This window comes from Hungatella sp. SL.1.14, assembly GCF_024460495.1.
Lineage (GTDB): Bacteria > Bacillota > Clostridia > Lachnospirales > Lachnospiraceae > Hungatella > Hungatella hathewayi.
On sequence record NZ_JANFYJ010000004.1, the window covers coordinates 258,625 to 275,375 of the forward strand.

At 44.0% G+C, this 16,751-nt stretch carries 17 protein-coding genes; 1 reads left to right on the forward strand and 16 read right to left on the reverse strand.

The window, feature by feature from the left end; genetic code table 11:
• Positions 1-6 precede the first annotated feature (6 nt).
• The 3 genes from NE473_RS06570 to NE473_RS06580 form a co-directional block, all read right to left on the reverse strand.
• Positions 7-729 (reverse strand): DUF5131 family protein, encoded by a 723-nt coding sequence (locus tag NE473_RS06570; protein ID WP_055649825.1) that lies wholly within the window; start codon positions 727-729, stop codon positions 7-9.
• 72 nt (positions 730-801) lie between these two features.
• Positions 802-966 (reverse strand): VOC family protein, encoded by a 165-nt coding sequence (locus NE473_RS06575; protein WP_081034842.1) that lies wholly within the window; start codon positions 964-966, stop codon positions 802-804.
• A 650-nt stretch (positions 967-1,616) separates the two neighbouring features.
• Complete coding sequence (locus NE473_RS06580; RefSeq protein WP_055649826.1) at positions 1,617-3,014, reverse strand: MATE family efflux transporter; 1,398 nt, start codon at positions 3,012-3,014, stop codon at positions 1,617-1,619.
• Between the two features lie 124 nt (positions 3,015-3,138).
• Here NE473_RS06580 and NE473_RS06585 point away from each other — a divergent pair, with 124 nt between their 5' ends.
• Positions 3,139-3,675, forward strand: a complete 537-nt coding sequence (locus NE473_RS06585; RefSeq protein WP_055649827.1) for a PadR family transcriptional regulator — start codon at positions 3,139-3,141, stop codon at positions 3,673-3,675.
• Positions 3,676-3,918: 243 nt separating this feature from the next.
• On the opposite strand, the gene NE473_RS06590 is transcribed toward NE473_RS06585, so the two are convergent.
• From NE473_RS06590 to NE473_RS06650, 13 genes are read right to left on the reverse strand one after another with little or no spacing between them, the layout of a single operon-like run.
• Positions 3,919-4,251: a helix-turn-helix domain-containing protein gene (locus NE473_RS06590; protein ID WP_022030788.1), complete on the reverse strand. Its 333-nt coding sequence runs from the start codon at positions 4,249-4,251 to the stop codon at positions 3,919-3,921.
• Positions 4,252-4,258: 7 nt separating this feature from the next.
• Positions 4,259-5,359, reverse strand: a complete 1,101-nt coding sequence (locus NE473_RS06595; RefSeq protein WP_055652074.1) for a polysaccharide pyruvyl transferase family protein — start codon at positions 5,357-5,359, stop codon at positions 4,259-4,261.
• Positions 5,360-5,399: 40 nt separating this feature from the next.
• Positions 5,400-6,431 carry a nitroreductase family protein gene (locus NE473_RS06600; protein WP_022030786.1) on the reverse strand — a complete coding sequence of 344 codons (1,032 nt, stop codon included), beginning with the start codon at positions 6,429-6,431 and terminating at the stop codon, positions 5,400-5,402.
• A gap of 45 nt (positions 6,432-6,476) precedes the next feature.
• Positions 6,477-7,430, reverse strand: a complete 954-nt coding sequence (locus NE473_RS06605; RefSeq protein WP_022030785.1) for a hypothetical protein — start codon at positions 7,428-7,430, stop codon at positions 6,477-6,479.
• A gap of 18 nt (positions 7,431-7,448) precedes the next feature.
• A complete protein-coding gene (locus tag NE473_RS06610; RefSeq protein ID WP_055652075.1) occupies positions 7,449-8,453 on the reverse strand; it encodes a GHMP family kinase ATP-binding protein in 1,005 nt (334 codons plus the stop codon).
• Entirely contained in the window at positions 8,450-9,673 is a 1,224-nt protein-coding gene (locus tag NE473_RS06615; protein WP_055652076.1) for an SGNH/GDSL hydrolase family protein, read from the reverse strand. The genes NE473_RS06610 and NE473_RS06615 overlap by 4 nt, the downstream gene beginning before the upstream one ends.
• A gap of 4 nt (positions 9,674-9,677) precedes the next feature.
• Positions 9,678-10,208, reverse strand: coding sequence for an acyltransferase (locus NE473_RS32535; protein ID WP_022030782.1), 531 nt, complete (start codon positions 10,206-10,208; stop codon positions 9,678-9,680).
• Positions 10,209-10,212: 4 nt separating this feature from the next.
• A complete protein-coding gene (locus NE473_RS06625; RefSeq protein ID WP_055652077.1) occupies positions 10,213-11,580 on the reverse strand; it encodes a lipopolysaccharide biosynthesis protein in 1,368 nt (455 codons plus the stop codon).
• On the reverse strand, positions 11,577-12,881 hold the full coding sequence (locus NE473_RS06630; RefSeq protein WP_055652078.1) for an O-antigen ligase family protein: 1,305 nt from the start codon (positions 12,879-12,881) through the stop codon (positions 11,577-11,579). The genes NE473_RS06625 and NE473_RS06630 overlap by 4 nt, the downstream gene beginning before the upstream one ends.
• Positions 12,878-13,927, reverse strand: coding sequence for a glycosyltransferase WbsX family protein (locus tag NE473_RS06635; RefSeq protein ID WP_055652079.1), 1,050 nt, complete (start codon positions 13,925-13,927; stop codon positions 12,878-12,880). The genes NE473_RS06630 and NE473_RS06635 overlap by 4 nt, the downstream gene beginning before the upstream one ends.
• Entirely contained in the window at positions 13,924-14,832 is a 909-nt protein-coding gene (locus tag NE473_RS06640) for a glycosyltransferase family 2 protein (protein ID WP_055652080.1), read from the reverse strand. The genes NE473_RS06635 and NE473_RS06640 overlap by 4 nt, the downstream gene beginning before the upstream one ends.
• Positions 14,829-15,977, reverse strand: coding sequence for a glycosyltransferase (locus tag NE473_RS06645; protein WP_055652081.1), 1,149 nt, complete (start codon positions 15,975-15,977; stop codon positions 14,829-14,831). The genes NE473_RS06640 and NE473_RS06645 overlap by 4 nt, the downstream gene beginning before the upstream one ends.
• A gap of 8 nt (positions 15,978-15,985) precedes the next feature.
• Complete coding sequence (locus tag NE473_RS06650; protein ID WP_022030776.1) at positions 15,986-16,750, reverse strand: glycosyltransferase; 765 nt, start codon at positions 16,748-16,750, stop codon at positions 15,986-15,988.
• Position 16,751: the final 1 nt, after the last annotated feature.

Sequence of the window (16,751 nt, forward strand, 5' to 3'; positions counted from 1 at the left end):
AGACTTTCAAAACAACCTTTTCCCGTCTGAAATATCAATTTCAAGCGCTTTCGCCCTGCCGGTCTGCTGATATGGATTGATTTTCTCCACGATACCATCATGCCGGAAAAGAGAGCCTGTGTTCTTAAACCAGAAGGTTACCCCCGCCTTGACACACTGCTCCCGAATGCTCAGCACCCACTCGTAATCGCACTCGCGCGCTTCCCTCCCCGTTTCGCCGCCAACGGTCACATGATCCACCCCATGAAGATATGCGGTCAGATCGATCGCTTCCAGAAGCGGAGCGCAGGCGATAAACCGCCGCTTCATCGGATAAGATAAAAACAGAGGAAGCCGGTAATCGGCAATCGCCTGGTTTTCCACTGTGCAGCCAATGTTCACATTGTCATAGCCCTCGCCCCAGTCGTCGGGCAGGGACACGGGGAACCGGTCGATCCGCTTGGTCAGAATCAAAAAATCAATATCCGTCCGCTCCCGGATCATGCCCCAGACCTCTTTCCTCCACTCGTCCGCTTCTGGCAGAAAAAAGTCGGTGGCAAAGCAGGTAGCGAGAATCTTATCCCCCTTGATGTTGTATTCACCCTTCTTATTTCTCCGGATGGGCCAGTTGAATTTATCTGTTTTCAGAATTGTATTCTGTCCACAGCGTTTTGCATATGGCCCATAAAAATAGCAGTTTGCACATCCGTCACTTATTTGGTAACAACCTGTCCACGGTTCCCAGTTCATAGACAACCTCCTTTGTTCTAAGTAAAATAGCGGCGGCTTTGGTCTGCCAGGGCCGCCCTGTGCCAATTTCTTTCAAAAGATTGGAGCCATGCCAATAATTTTAGCATACTCCTGCTGCAGAAAAAAGCTCTCAAAAGTTACATGTTTGCCAATATCTATGACAACATTTTGATGAAGCACGGTTTCATAAAAGCTCTTAGAGGCGGATATATCCTTAACCGCTAAAAGCCCCTTGATCTTTCATATTTTCATTCCTCCTTCGAGGAAATTATATGATAAATTTCCATCCCGTTATAGTAAAAATCCGACATGGCATGAGCGTGTATTGAGGAAGGAACGTATCCCTCTCCGGAAACTCGGCATTATAATACTGAATATATTTTCTGAGTCTTATATGAAACGGCAGGATATTGAATTGCTTATCCTTCTGAAAAATCATCAGGTTTCCTCCTGGTACATGTTCACGGCCAGCGGTTTAGAAGCCACACATGCCATTCCAATTATACCAGGAAACTGCAGTCCTTGATAGTCTCTGTTGGATTTTCGGATTACTACTGCTATCGCTCGCGGCAGGCGTCTTCTTTTAGACCATACATCAGTTTAGCAGAGAAAATGAGGCACTTGATGCATGGCACTTGTGTATACAGAAGAATATACCGCAGAAGATTTTTATAAGCATCAGGATATCTCTATGAACTTAATACATAAGATAAAAGACTGTCAAACAAGGGGGCCTGCGCGGTTTATGCCGCATCATTTGCTGTTTTCTGGCCAAAAATAACAGGACATAAAACTAATTCGAACAGAAACCGCACAATCATCGGATACCGCACATTCCAGGCAGCAGTTTTTTATGAATTATCCATTACAATTATTTTTATAATAGACTATACGTCAGCCGATTCAGAGGATTCTGCCTGTGTAGCAAGAAAATGTGCTTTTGCTGCAGACAATTCTTTGTGAAAATGAATGGCCATCCATGCGGTGACAATAGCCGATAAAACGTCAGCAATCGGCTGGGCATAAAGTATCCCGTCCAAGCCAAAAATTCCTGGAAGAAGTAAAATAACAGGTACAAAACAAATCCCCTGTCTGCATGCACCAAGGAAACACCCCTCCACTGCTTTCCCCATTACAAGGAACAGAAACGAATATACCGTGTAGAACCCAAAAAGGATAAAAGAAAGGCCGTTTGCCCGCAAAGCGAACGAACCGATACGAATCATCTCCATATCGCCTTTTGTAAACAAGGCCATAATCTGTGAAGAGAAAATCGCAGCAGCCAAACCAAACATCGCACAAAATATCGTAGACCAGAGAATCGAGGTTTTAATGGCTTCATGCAGGCGATCAAATTTCTTTGCACCATAGCTGAATCCGGCGATTGGCTGAAAGCCTTTCAAAAAACCGAATACAATCAGGTTCCCCATAGACATAATTTTCGTGAGCGGCCCCATCGCGGCCAGCGCGGAACCTCCGTATTCTTTCGCTGCATTGTTTATCATGCTGATTGAAAGGCTGGTCAATATCTGGAATAACAACGTGGGAATCCCGATTTTCAAAATTTCAGACATGATTTCTTTGGAACAGCAGCACTCTTTGATATGAAAACTGAAAATACTTTTTTTACGTAGGATATAGCCCATATAGACGATCGTGGAAACTAGTTGTGAAATGGCTGTTGCAATTGCTGCACCCGCAACGCCAAGATGCAGTCTATAGATAAAAATCGGGTCTAATATCACATTTAGTAAAGCACCTGCCATCAATGCACACATGGCAGTTTTAGCGGCTCCTTCGCTTGATACAATATTGTTCATCGTGACATTAAATACGTTAAAAATTGAAAACGTAATATAGATACTGGTGTAGGCAGTTGCATAAGGCATAACACTTTCGATTGCGCCAAGCTGTTTTAAGATCGGTTTTAGGAAGATAATGGAACAAAGAATAAGGACTGCTCCAGTCAATACGCTGCTGTATAAGGCCGTACTGGCTACCTTGTTTGCAGTTTCTTTGTCGCTGCGCCCAAGTAACCTTGAAAGACAGGCGGCGGCTCCGTTACCAAACAGCAGGCCCAATCCTACGATAACCTGTCCGAGGGGAAACGCCACCGTGACAGCACCCATTTGATCGGTTCCAAGTCCTCCCACAAAGTAAGTGTCTGCCAGGTTGTACAGCGCATTAATCAGCATACCAATCATGGTTGGCAGCCCTAACGCCAGTAATGCTTTTGGAATCGGCGTGCTCCCCAGCAGCGCTATTTTTTTGTCTGATTCATTCATCTGTCAGTTCTCCTTTCGCTTGACATAAGGCATAAAATATAGTAGTATAAATTATAGCAATTGATCAGTTAGCAATTACACTACTATAATTTACACCATTTGTCAATAGAAACAGGAGGAAATCATGGCGACTATCGATTTAATTGTATTAGGGATATTAAAAAGGAAATCACTCAGCGCCTATGACATTCAGAAATTAGTTGAGTATCGCAATATCTCCAAATGGGTAAAAATCAGCACGCCCTCAATCTACAAAAAGGTGATACAGCTTGAAGAAAAAGGATTGATTAAAAGTAATATTGTTAAAGAGGGGAAAATGCCGGAGAAAGCAATTTATTCTCTTACAGATACCGGCGCAAAAGAATTTGAAAATCTAATGAATGAGATCGCGTCACAACCGATTCACTTTTTCCTGGATTTTAACGCCGTGATTGTAAATCTGCCCAGCCTTCCACCGGAAGGGCAGAAATTATGCCTGGAAAAAATCGAGGAAAATGTAAAAGCTTTAAAGACCTGTCTGGAAGAAAATCTATGCGAAAAAGAACGTGTACCGGAAATTCCGGAAACAGGTATGGCAGTTTTGCAGCAGCAGTATATACTGGCTCAAACAATCGAAACGTGGATTACTTCTCTAAAAGATAACAGTTTTTCTGCGATTTGAGAGCAGCCGCACGATTTCTTGAAGGATTTAACCGGAAGCTGCGGAAAGTCATGATAAGAAAAGGGGCTGAGACACACGCAATGTGTATCAGCCTCTCTTTCATCTGAGTTTCCAGTCATTCGCCATACCCAAAATAAAGAAAGTTTCTTATACTGTATGAAGTTCCGGTGCTATAATATATTTCTCCAGCAAATCTTCTGATAATATTCCGATATTTCTCTATTTTTCTCCCTATACCGCATATTACAGTTCTATCACTTCCAAGTAAAATTTCATCAGCTCCACGGCACGTTTTTGTGTCTTTAAATCGTAATTTTCCAACATTTTATATGCTGTATAGGCACTGTTATTTACATTTTTATCTATCGTACCAAACAGGATATAATCTGCTGACAGACCGAGACAGGCTGAAATATCTAAAAGGGTTTCGATCGACATCCCGCATGTTCCCCTCTCAATGTCCCCATAATAATGAGAGGCCCTGCCTATTTTTTTTGCCATATCATCAACTGTCATATGCAGTTCTTTTCTTCGCTGCCTGATTCTTTTTGCAACTCCCTTGCGATCATATACCATATAACTGTCAGCCTCCTCCTTCACTGCTTAAAAATAATGCGGCCCGCTCCCTTGCGCCCTTTATCGCACTCTCTGCAGTATTCCAATCAATCGGTCTTTCCATCTGGGCTTCCAGTGATTCCTGTTTCCGGTACAGGCGGCGTTCCAGCTTTAATTTCTTTAACAGGGACAGCAGCCGGCCATTTTGTGATTTTGTGGCTCCTTCCTGTAAAAATACGAGGAATTTTTTTCGAAATATAATCGCAAAGACGGTACCATGAAACGTGTTGGTAAATATGTATTCCGCTTTATCATAAAAACCAAGCCACTCTTCCGGGGAAGGATAAACCAGATTACCATCTGGAATTATTTTTTCCGTTTGGGGTACTCCGGCTGCTTTGATTACTTTCCCCTTTCTTTTCGCAAATTCTTTTATTTCCGGCCAACGAATCTCCTCTTCCCTGCTTATATTTAAAAAATAGCAAAAAACCTCCGCGTTTTTTTCTTCCGCAGCATGTCTGCTGACCGGGTACTCTTCTTTATCCAGCAAAAGAGCGGGATCTGCCATCTCAACCGCGTCAACCCCCATCAGCCTGCAAATTGAAATTCCCGACGGTTCACGCACCGAAACGTTCTCAATATCCCTGATCCACATTTTCACGGCATTCATCTGTTCTCTGGAGATCATATCCGTTCCAAAGCTGGCGGCATAAGCAGTTTTTTTGCTTTTTTCATGCACAAAACACAGGTAATTTGCTTTTACTGTCCCTCCCCATACCTGATCGCTTCCTGTAATATAGCGGTCAGCCTCCGGCGGATTATTTACCAACGACTCATACGTCTCATAGACACAACCGGAAACAGCCAGATATCGGTTGATAAACGCAAGATACGATTTCTGGCAACGGATACGCCTTGCAGATCGGACAGGATGAAGAATTCGTTTGGCCGCAGCCTTTAATTTCACTGCAATGCTCTCTTTTTCTTCGAGAGTATAGCGCAGCCAGTACGCCTCCTCCCCCAGTTTCACCAGAAATGTCTGTAATGCATAATACTGCAGTAAAGATCCGTAATTGATGTTTTTAACTACATATGCATAAGATGAAACAACACAATTTATTCTTTTCATTGTTTGACCATCCTTTCCATCCTCTGATTTTGCAGCGTTTTCAGTGTAAGACATATAATTCTGAGACCGGAAGTCTGGGAGACATGACAATTTTAAACGATTTTGGAACATTACCGCACACGATCATTGCAGCGACTGTTTCCGATGCTTCTAACTCCAGAATTTTTCTTAACATTTTATCCTGCTTCGGAAGTGCGTACCAGTTGAGAACACAATGGGCGATTTTCTTATAATGGAGCGCATAGCATAAGTTCATCAAAAAGATTCCCACGTTGGTATTCAGATCGAAAAATTCCTGTGCTCCCAGCACCACAGACAAATCTCCGGTTATAATGAGCAGTTTATCCGCAAGATGACCAAAGCCGCGATTTCCATTCTGAAGTTCCAGACATTTTCTGATTTTTTCGCGGTCTGAGACAATGTGGACCCTGGCCGGCTGGCGGTTACAGGCTGAAGGTGCATTTCCGGCTATTTTTACCGCCTCCAGGATCGTTTCGACAGCGACAGGCTCTGTTCCAAAATTCCGGACAGAGTGCCGGCTTGCCGAAAACTGATCAAAGCTTTTCTCTGAGCAGCTGAAATAATGTTCTGCATCATATGTGATTTGATTTAACGGTGACGCTGTCGGATATTCTTTTCTGATATCCTTTAAAAGTGCCAGTATTTCCGGCGGCAGGGAATACCTGGATTCTGCGTGGATTCTTTCGTATTCCAGAGCTGTCGATACCGCCGCATACAGCGCTGGATCGGTCTTCCCATAATTCTTACTGTATTCCGCTATAACGCGGTAGAGTTCCCTTATTTTATCCTCCCCAAATCCCAGACGCATTTCAGGCATTGAAAGCCCCTTTTCCACCACATGGTACAGCCAGGTCATATACGCCCGATCTCTCGCCCTGCTTTTTTTAAAGCATCCGGAGTACTTCCGGAACCGCTTCCTGTTATATCGGAATACCATCCGCTCAATCTGTTTTTGAGATGGTGTGCCGATCAAAAGCGACAGTCTTTTTACTGTACGGTATAAAATCGGACAACCGCTCAGATAGTTCTTAATCCTCTGTTTTCCCTTCATTCATCCTCTGCCTTTCCGGAAAGCCTTCTGTTTACGACTCTGCCCTCACCAGTAACAGCCATTCTCCACCTTCTCCGCCCCATGCACCTTTTCACTCTCTGAAGGCCTGATCCAGTACTCATTGATAAAACGTTTATATGCCGGCTGGTCCTCCAGCCACCGATTACCGTAGACTCCAAAAAGCATCTGAGTCCAGCCGGCCAGATGAACGGCAATCTTTCCCCTTCGTTTGACATGGGCCGCCAGATCCATGCCGTATGCGCCGCAGCCGATCAGTGCAATCTCGTAATCACAGCGGTCAATCTCCTGTTTCATAAAATCCAGAGCCTCAAACCAGTCATGGAATCCCGTTTCATTTCCGTTTCCGGCAATACTCTGTACTGCCTTCACCAGCGTCAGGCTCCCGAATTCCGGAAGCACATCCGGATTGTCAAACAGAAGCTCTCTCCGCCCATACTGCCGCTGTATGGATTCGGTAAATGGATGGACTACGAGTACTTTCCTTCCCTTCAGCTCCTTGGTCCAGGGATTTTCCCATAAAAAGGGGGCGTAAAATCCCTCCAGATTAACTCGTGTACACATGCTCAACCGGTCTCCCAGGTACTTTTCCCGTCTCTGATATGAGGCTAATATATCGATTTCACCGATATCCCTTAATACCAGATCCTTATAGGCAGCTCCCAGCTTTCCATCATTGGGGAAAAAGCCTGCATTGGAGCAAAGGCGTTCCATCGTCTCTTCAGGCAGTATGGAGTACTCGCCCCGGATTCCCCTGATCCAGCTTAATATCGTACGGTCCGACATCAGACAGCAGAGATGTTCCAGCTCGATTGTTCCGAATTTGCATACCATCAAGCCAGATTCTGCCTGATGTATCCTGTTTCGTATGTAATCGTTTGCCGTCTGATCTCTGTATTCCACATATTCCTCCGAGTACCAGTCATCTTCTCTTCCAAATATTTTTCTCAGACATTTAAATACAAAAGTATCTATGTTCATAAGTCTCCTTCTGCTCTGTCATTCCTTTCCTGCCGGAACGTAGTTTTCCGGAGAGTAATGGATGATTCGCGTTCCTTTATCTTCAAAGGAAAACGGAACATACAGCAAATCACTTAACGCCTCTATGACAGCCTTCCGCTTTTCTTTCTCCACATAAAACAGGAAGAAGCCCCCTCCTCCCGCCCCCAGAAGCTTTCCTCCGACAGCTCCCGCACTTCTTGCAGTCCCATAAATGACATCAATCGATGTGGTGGAAATGCCGGAGCTGATCCCGCGTTTTAGCGTCCACGTATAATGCAGCAGCCTTCCAAACTCCTCCAGATCACAGTCAGAAGTAAGTATCCGTTCCGCTTCGTCCACCAGCGAAAGCATTTCTAAAAGCCGCGTGGTCTTATCCTTTAAGGACTTTTGTGTATCGACCTGGATGTCGGAAGAAAATCTTGATATACCGGTAAAAAAGAGAAGCAGATTATCATTCAGCCAGCGCTTCCGTTCCGGCGATACAATAATCGGATCGACACAGTAGCCGCTTTCCGAGAAACGAATGCGGTTAAATCCGCCGTAAGCTGCCGCAATCTGATCCTGGACACCGCCTGCCTCTTTGCAAAGCACCCGTTCCAGGTAGATTGCATCATCCGCCAGCTTCTTCTTATCGGCATACCTCCCCTTAAGCGCATAGAAAGAATTTAACAGCCCCACAGCAAATGAGGAGCTGGTACCCAGACCCGACCGGGCCGGTAAATCGGCTTCATAGGAAATTCTCAGTTCATGCATATCCAGATACTTCATTGCTTCCCTCACTGCAGGATGCCGGATCTCTTCCACGTCCATCACCCGCTCGATTTTTGAATAAACAAGTTCTGTGGCATAATCAAAGAACCTGGGCAGATGTCTGACATTTACGTAGCAATACTTATCAAATGTGGTAGAAATAACTGATCCGCCGTACATTTTATAAAAATCCGGGAAATCTGTTCCCCCTCCAAAAAATGACATGCGAAATGGTGTTTTAGAAATAATCATTTCCATTCTCTCCTCTCCATATAAATATATCCCAGCTGTTTCAGCCGCTCATAGATCACCTCGGCTGCCGCTTTATAACCCGCCCCATTCAGATGGACATCATCATTTCTCAGACAGCTGGGGACTCGTCCCTCCTGCATCTGCTTTTTATCAAAATCCAGAACCGTTACGTGAAAGGAGTATACCCTGGAGGAAGAAAGAATATCCCTTAAATTCACGTATCGTCCGCCCCACTGTGCCTCCATCTTCTCTTCCAGCTCCTTCCGATCTTCTGCGGTACCGGTCGTCAGACCCAGAATCAGGAACCGGCTCGGATCGTCATACGTATCAAGAATAGCCTGCTGCTGTTCAATCAAATCCTCAGGAGATGTAAAATAGCCATTTTGCCCCATAAAAATAATCGGGAGATAACTCTTATATTCGACTGCTCCGTCATTGATGATCTGTGTCCCCGCCTTTACTTCCACCTCGCGTCCCGATTTGCTGCGTGTAAAGTAATATATTCCATCATAGTTGCCGCCATCCGGATTTTGTTCAAAGGAAATGGTTCCTTCCACGCCGTCTATCGTGACACTGGATATTCCTGCATTTCCCCTTGCCGTAAGATGAAGTTCTACACCGATCCCGTCAGTAAATGTCAGTGCCGTTGGTACTGCATCAGCCGGTATCGTAAATGCATCCTTCACCACGATCCTGCGCCCACCGGCCCTGGCCCCTATTTCAATCGAATTTTCTCCCGGAACACCCATATTCAGCACAGGAATATCGATTCCATCCTCCAGCATCAGTTTCTTCAGTTCATCCGGAAACGTCACACCGTCTCCATTTACCCCTGCCGTCAGGCTGTCTCCCCAGCAGATCATACCGGTTATCTCCGTGCCATAGGATTTTTCTAAACTGGATACGCCCCCTTCAGCATTATCTTCCTCTATTAGAAACAGGGCGATTCCCATTACCGATACGGAGACAAAAAAGACCCCGGCGCCAACCAAACATGATTTCTTTTTCAGATCTTTTAAAATAATCCGTTTGTATCCCGATATTCTGCTGTAGGCGCTGTCTGAAGCATGACTCCACACTTCCTTCTGTATGTCTGCTGCATGGATCTCATCTCTTATAATTTTACTGCCTCTCAAATAGTACACCGCGTAATAGATGAGTCCCGCTGCAATCCCCGCAAGGACACAGCCTGCTGATATATAAATGAAATAAGATGTCATTTGATCATTCCTCAATCTTTCTGATCTTTCTCGCCGGAACTCCGGCATAGATACAGTCTGCCTCACAGTCAGATACAACAACCGCCCCCGCTCCGATCACTGCTCCGTCTCCCACAGTGACACCGGGAAGTATAGTCGCTCTGGCGCCGATCCATACCCCGTTTCCAATTACGATGGGCTCAGCCAGTCCGTCTCCCGCTCTCATGCCGCCACCCCCCAGCTCATGGGTGGAGGTGATGAACGTAGTCTGAAATGCCACCCGGCACTTCTCTCCCAATATGACCGGAGCTGTCAAATCAAAGAAGCACTGATAGCTGATAAAGGTATCTTTTCCCAGCTGCAGCCTGTACCCTCCCAGAAAACAGTGAGGAGAGATTTCGCTGGTGCTGATCGAATTTCCCAGTAGATTGTAAATTCCTCTACGCATAAACCATGGCATTAGATAGCTGGCCGCTATTCTGTTTTGTACCACATTTCTGAACATCCCCCTGGTTCGGATGGCAGTCAGCCAAACCAGTTTTTTTATTTTTTCCATTTTTCTATCTCCCTCTTTGAGTAATCCTTTCCAGAAGATTTGAGTAAATATCCCAAAACAGCACCAGTCCTCCTGTCAAAATCAGCAATCCAAACATAATTCCCGCAAACACATCATTAGAAATATAACTGGTCACCGCATAGACAGCCAGATAGTAAACTGCCCATATAATCTCCCGAACCGTAGGTTTTAATATCTTAAAATCCGCCATAGAGTATAGATACCATGTGATATACGTCATTAGTGTTGCCAGCGCAATCCCCTGTACACTGTGCCACAGCTTTAACGCTAAAAAGTTATAAACCGCGGCAGTCATAACAATTAGGGCGACTGATTTCACATACTTTTTCTTATCCTCTGAAATTTTATACAGATTGATAATCAGAGCATACACAATAATCAAAAAAGGGTAGGCACCGAACAAGAAAAAAAGGATATCAAGAGAAGCAGTATATTTTACAACGAACAGCTTTACAATAAACCGGAAGCAGAAATAAGCCAACGCCGCAAAAGGAGAGAATACCAGCAGATATCTTTTGAATTCAATAATCTGCCGTTCTTCTCTTTCACGGCAGAGATAGTTGTAAAAAACCACGGTAACTGCCGTTACCACCGTATTAATCATAGATACCATGGAAAATGCGAACGAATAGTATGCAAACTCAACTGCGGAAAAAAAGCCCTTAACAAACCATAAATCAATTGTAAATACAAACTGAGCTATGAAATTCCCCAGCACAATCAGGCTGCCGGTTTTAATAAGCTTTATGGTATCCCGGCCGTCAACCGGCTTATACTTACGGTTATTTTTAAAGTAGCTGTACTCCAGAAATATACTCATGGACAGATTCGCCAGCAGGGTTGCAAAGCAGTAGAATACATACTGGTCAACACGCAGCACTACTGCTCCCAAAATATTAAGGCCCAATGCACTGATTGTTACAGCATTATTGATTCTGGCATACCGTTTGAATTCCCCTGCAGCCTGAAAAATCTGTTTAAAAAATCCGTTGATGTTGTATGGGATAATACTCACAGCAAACAATGCCATCACAAAATCCTGCCGTACAAATCCAATTGCCAGAACGGCTATTGTTAATATGGTCTCTATTCTCCAGAGGATGGTATGCTCATGCTTTAATATATTTTTATCGATATTATGGTAGGAACGGCCTCCATATTTGAGATAGAGCCCGTCCACGTATCCCAGATGAAAAATCCCCACATAGGAGAGATACAGCGTATACGTCTTCAAACTGGAATAGGATTCGACAGACAGGATATTCGGTATCATCATTCCGGTAATCATGCCGGAAAGCAAAACTATGGTGTTGCTGGATAACACCCGGATAAAGTTTTTCAGTGTTTTCATTCTTTTACTTTTCTTTCGTGTACTTTTACTCCATAATATTCATAGAAGGCCAGAAGAAATGGACATAAAAAGATCCTCATTGTGTTCGTTATAATCAGGGTAGCGCTGGTCAGAATGAGAAATACACTCATCCCAGTCATAAAATACGTATCTGTATTCCATATTTTCTTTTTAATCACCATTTCATAAGTGAGATACAGCAGCCGGAATAAAATCAGGCTGTAAAAAATCAATCCGATGATTCCATTTTCTCCGATCAGACCGATCAGCCCCACATCGTCGCTGTAAACCAGTCCGTCGCTGCCGTGTTTGATAAAGGCAAATTTAAGGTTTGTCTCCCGAATAATCCCTGTTCCAAAAACAGGATTGTCATAAAATGCCTGGAGATAATGTTTAATGGAATATAATCGCCCCAACGCAGAGGAGGATTTGGACTGATCGAAGAAAAGCGAGTAAACCAGGTCGGAAAAGATTCCCTGATAAAAGCAGAAAAAGATTCCCGCTGCTAACAGATAAAGGAGAACCGCCTTTTTTGACGCCCGATACCTTGCCACCATTAGAATCGCAAGCAGTGCGCCCCCCAATGCCAGATTCAGCGCTCTGGTCTGAGTACAGTATACATATGCGCCTGCTGTCACAACCGATGTTATCAGCGCAGCACACCGTTTTCGGAAATTCCGTCTTCTGTCACAGCAGCAGGAGAAGGAATACAGAAGCAGAAAAGGAGCCAGACTGCCAAGGCCAATCCTCAGACTGCCGTCACGGAATGATTTCTCACTGATATATCCATTTAAAAACCAGAGCGAACCGGCGTTATACACTATGGCCTGAAGCAAAATCAGGATCACATAGACAAAAATCAGTGTCAAAAACCGATCAAGTATTTTCTGCGTATTCGCACACTTCTCCAATCCATAACAAACAGGAAATGCCATTAAAACGATGTAATAGTGCCTCATTTCCGCAAAAATATCGAAAGGTGACTGGTCATAGCGGATTACACCAAAAACCGTCTCCAGCACAATAAAGAAAAAAAGTGCTAAATTGATGATATTGAAATACGGATACTCCGTTGTGTATATTTTTTTTGCTTTCTTATTCAAAAGCAAAAGCAGCAAACATGCTACACTGATTACCGCAATCAGTGTCTTATTATAATCTGCATTCACCCGCACAAAGAGATAACTCAAAAAGGCGTTTAGATGATAAAAATTAAACTCCAGAATCATCAGAAAAAAAACAGCGCAGAGAATGAGTCTTCCATAGGTCAGCCTGATTTTGTGATTACCGGACCTTATCATAGATTGTTCCTTACCGCCTCCAGATACCCGAATTTGTTGTGCTCCGTCGGTTCAAGCACAGCTCCCTCCCCCCATTCATTCCAGGCATTAATCACCAGATAATCCGAAGAGAGATTTTTTCGGCCAGACTGTATCAGCTGATTGAGATAACGTGAAAACTTTTGGGGAGCCGCCCCCTTTATAACAAAAGACTTCCTGCCCTTCCTGGGAGAATTATCAAAATTCACAAAAGCACTTCTGATAATCCGGCAGTCTCCGTATGTTGTATTCTTCTTCAAAAGCTGTCTCCAGACATAATCATAATCGAGATAATCCGTCAAACCGATTTTTTTGCACAGCACCCGTTTGAGCCTGACAGGAACAGACACGTAATTCCTGCATGTGGAATGGGGCTCAAACTCACAGACAGCCGATGTATACATACCCTTTCGCCCCGGATTAAACGTGTTTATCATCTCCACGAGATAGATTCCCTTTAGTCCTTCTTCCACGGCTCTCCGGTTCCAGTACTTAATCATGTCGTCATATCTCTTTATTTTTCCAAGAGAGTAGATAAACAGCACTGGCTTCCCATTATTTTTCACATACCTCTGATCCATAAAAAACGGGAGATAGTACTGGAAATGGCGTTCCCAGTCCTCCTCCTCCCCATATTCCTGCTTCATCAAAAGCTCCGTATCCTTTCCATCCCAGGTTCTCGCCCACGACTCATTTGCCCAGCATAGGCAGAATTCGATATCGATCTCCTTGTGTTCCAGGAAAAGTTCCACCGGCTTTTCAAGAAGAAGCCTGCCGTTAAACCAGTAGTGGTACAGGATAAAACCGGAAACGTGATATTTTCTGGCGGTTGCCGCCTGCCATTTCAATGTATCAACATCTGTTAAGTCATAATAATTATGATGGAACGGGACTAATGGCTGATTATGACCTTTGTATAAAGGTGTCCCTTTTTTGGTGTTATCCCATTCCGTAAAACCTTCCCCCCACCACCTGTCATTCTCTGGTATCCTGTGGAATGCAGGCAGATACAACGCCATTGCTTTCATTCTTTTTCTCCTTTTTCGTATCTTACTCTTCCGGTTTTTCCGTCTCTGTAATCGAGCAGCGCCTTAGTAACAATATCGCAGTCCCACCGGCCAAGTACTACCTGCTTTACCAGAAAGTAACCATAAAACAGGAAGAACAGCCAGTTTTTAGAATCATACTTCCTGTGTACCAGCAGCGTATTCCTCACACTGTAATACGTGCAGTCCCGGCTGTCTTTTCCGGCGGAGGCGCTGACCTTATGGCAGATAACCGAACGGTAGTCGTAAATCAGTTTAAATCCTGCGTTTCTGACCTGATGGCAGTATGCGGTATCCTCACAGTACAGAAAATACTCTTCCGGCAAAATTCCCGCCTTTTCAATGCATGTTTTTGTGAGAACCATGAAACAGCCGGATATAAACCCGGTCTCCTCTACCACATCTCTCTGCCCACAATCAGCCTCCATATATCCTTTATGGACAGCAACACCACTCCTTTTAAGCAGGCGGCCGCCCCCATACCAGATTGTATCCGGATCGGAATAATACAGAATCTTTCCCGTTACAATCCCTGCGCTGCCGTTTTCTTTTGCCGTTTGTATTGCACATGTCAGAAAATCCTGTCTTACAACCGTATCGTTATTTAAGAGGACCACATATTCCGCGCCCGTCTTTAACGCCTCTTTGATTCCTATATTATTCCCGCTGGAAAAGCCTTTGTTTTCTGCGCTGATCAGCAGCGTCACCCGTTTTCTTTTTTCTGTATATTTTCTGATACGGGCAACCGAATCATCTGTGGAACAATTGTCAACGATAAAAATATCAAAATTTTTATAATCTACACGTTCCAGGCTGTTCAGACACTCCATGGTATCTTTCCAGCCATTATAATTAACCAGTATAATGCTTACTCGTGGTTCCTTCATGTTTCTTCCTCAAACAGAATCTCTCTAAACGTTCTCCTGGCGGCTTCCTGTGAATACCGTTCCGTAAAAATATCCCTGATGTTCTGATGATATCTGCTTATCCCCGCCTGCTGATACGCTTGAATCTGTCTGATAAATGCCTCTTTTGTATCGCACTGATACGGTTCCAGTCCCACATAACCGCAGAATGCTTCCCCGGTTCCTAAAATAATTTTCCCGTACATCAATGCTTCTGCGGTTTTTGTCTTCATCCCATCTCCCTCGAAAATAGGACTTACTACAAGATCCGCCGAATTATACCAGGCGTCAAGGCTGTCAGCCGTTCCAATGACCGTAACTCTGGAATTTCCTGCAAATGGCTCCCGTTCTCTCAGTTCCTCCATGCGGTAACCCACTATATAAAGATGGATATCCCCCGTCAGAAAATTCAGAACATTTTTGACAAACCAGGTGATACCTGCCACATTAGGCCAAAAGTAACCGCCCACAAAAAGCAGGCGAAATTCGTGGTCCAACGGCAGCTCTGCCTGTAAGTCGATGGCTGTATCAGAGTAATAGGAGGGAAGAAAATACTGGCTTCTGACCCCGTAATATTGATATAACAGCTCATTATCCCGCTGGTTCAGCATCAAATTGATATCGGTATATTTAAGTCCGATTCGTTCATTTCGAAAGACAGCAAGAAACTGGGTTATATTCCTGAGTTTTCCCCAATCTGCCTTCAGTTTTAATTCCCATGTTTTCCGGTTGACTCCGTGAAAAAATACAATAATTTTGACAGATGGGAACTTTTTCTTAATTCGCCGGATCAGCGTACCATAAAATGTGTTGTCAAGAAACACCACATCATACGATTGTTCCTCTATTTTTCTCACAATTTCCCTGATAATGGAGTGGTTAAGCAGAGTCACATTTCCTTCCAGATTATTAATCAACTGTTCCATATGATTTTTATAGGCACTCACACACTGGATTTTCCTGTCCCTGTTAAGCTCCTCCCATTCCCGTTTCCATAGAGGGGCTACTACATCCACATTATCATACCCGACCAGTTCCCGTATTGATTCCAGATGATTCTTTGAAGCAACGGAGCCCCCGCTGATCTCCTCATTAACCAAATATTCTGATATAAACAGTACTTTCATCGAGTCCATCACCTTAGCTTCAATCCCCATTTCTTATAGTAACGAATCATAGATTCCAGATGAATCCAAAACAGCCGCATATTTTTGTGAGAACCTTTTTCCCACTTGTGAACTACGGAAGTTTCGGGGCAATATATGATAGGGGTAATCTCGCTGACTTTTTTGCAGAGATCTGCATCCTCCATGTACATAAAATACCGCTCGTCAAATCCATTGACACATTTTAACAATTTCGTCTCCATAACCAGGAAGGAACCCTGCGCAAACGGTACGGGAAAGGGGGTTTTGTAATCGTGATCCTGCAGTGTGTGTCTTTTCCTTCTCTGATCAAATACCCTGCCCGGAAGCCTTCGAACCGCCATATCACACAACGTAACCTCATTACGGCAGGAATACTGTAAGTTGCCGTTCTCATCTACGATTTTAGGGATGCACATGCGCACCCGCTCTCTTTTCATGAAATCCAGCAGCTTAGAAAAGCTGTCCTCAATCAGCATAATATCCGGATTTACGATCGCATGGTATTGTGAATCCAGCAAAGGCAGAGTGAGATTATGGCCGCTGCCAAAGCCTATATTTTTCCCTGGATTCCGGTATTCCATATCAGGATATTTATCCAGAATATCGCTGAACTCCTCCGGCGTACCCCCATTATCAATCACAAAGATGCGTTTTTTTAAGTTTTTATCCGTGTACTGTTCGATCGATTCAATGGCATTGATAATCATTTCACCATTATGGTAAGCTACAATAGAAATCGTCAGATCATCCATA

Bases quoted from the DNA above. Each gene is read 5' to 3' on its own strand.
- NE473_RS06570 (WP_055649825.1), bottom strand. From the start codon at position 729: ATGAACTGGGAACCGTGGACAGGTTGTTACCAAATAAGTGACGGATGT.
- NE473_RS06585 (WP_055649827.1), top strand. From the start codon at position 3,139: ATGGCGACTATCGATTTAATTGTATTAGGGATATTAAAAAGGAAATCA.
- NE473_RS06645 (WP_055652081.1), bottom strand. From the start codon at position 15,977: ATGAAAGTACTGTTTATATCAGAATATTTGGTTAATGAGGAGATCAGC.
- NE473_RS06590 (WP_022030788.1), bottom strand. From the start codon at position 4,251: ATGGTATATGATCGCAAGGGAGTTGCAAAAAGAATCAGGCAGCGAAGA.
- NE473_RS32535 (WP_022030782.1), bottom strand. From the start codon at position 10,208: ATGGAAAAAATAAAAAAACTGGTTTGGCTGACTGCCATCCGAACCAGG.
- NE473_RS06625 (WP_055652077.1), bottom strand. From the start codon at position 11,580: ATGAAAACACTGAAAAACTTTATCCGGGTGTTATCCAGCAACACCATA.
- NE473_RS06650 (WP_022030776.1), bottom strand. From the start codon at position 16,750: ATGGATGATCTGACGATTTCTATTGTAGCTTACCATAATGGTGAAATG.
- NE473_RS06640 (WP_055652080.1), bottom strand. From the start codon at position 14,832: ATGAAGGAACCACGAGTAAGCATTATACTGGTTAATTATAATGGCTGG.
- NE473_RS06600 (WP_022030786.1), bottom strand. From the start codon at position 6,431: ATGAAGGGAAAACAGAGGATTAAGAACTATCTGAGCGGTTGTCCGATT.
- NE473_RS06595 (WP_055652074.1), bottom strand. From the start codon at position 5,359: ATGAAAAGAATAAATTGTGTTGTTTCATCTTATGCATATGTAGTTAAA.
- NE473_RS06580 (WP_055649826.1), bottom strand. From the start codon at position 3,014: ATGAATGAATCAGACAAAAAAATAGCGCTGCTGGGGAGCACGCCGATT.
- NE473_RS06605 (WP_022030785.1), bottom strand. From the start codon at position 7,430: ATGAACATAGATACTTTTGTATTTAAATGTCTGAGAAAAATATTTGGA.
- NE473_RS06615 (WP_055652076.1), bottom strand. From the start codon at position 9,673: ATGACATCTTATTTCATTTATATATCAGCAGGCTGTGTCCTTGCGGGG.
- NE473_RS06630 (WP_055652078.1), bottom strand. From the start codon at position 12,881: ATGATAAGGTCCGGTAATCACAAAATCAGGCTGACCTATGGAAGACTC.
- NE473_RS06610 (WP_055652075.1), bottom strand. From the start codon at position 8,453: ATGATTATTTCTAAAACACCATTTCGCATGTCATTTTTTGGAGGGGGA.
- NE473_RS06635 (WP_055652079.1), bottom strand. From the start codon at position 13,927: ATGAAAGCAATGGCGTTGTATCTGCCTGCATTCCACAGGATACCAGAG.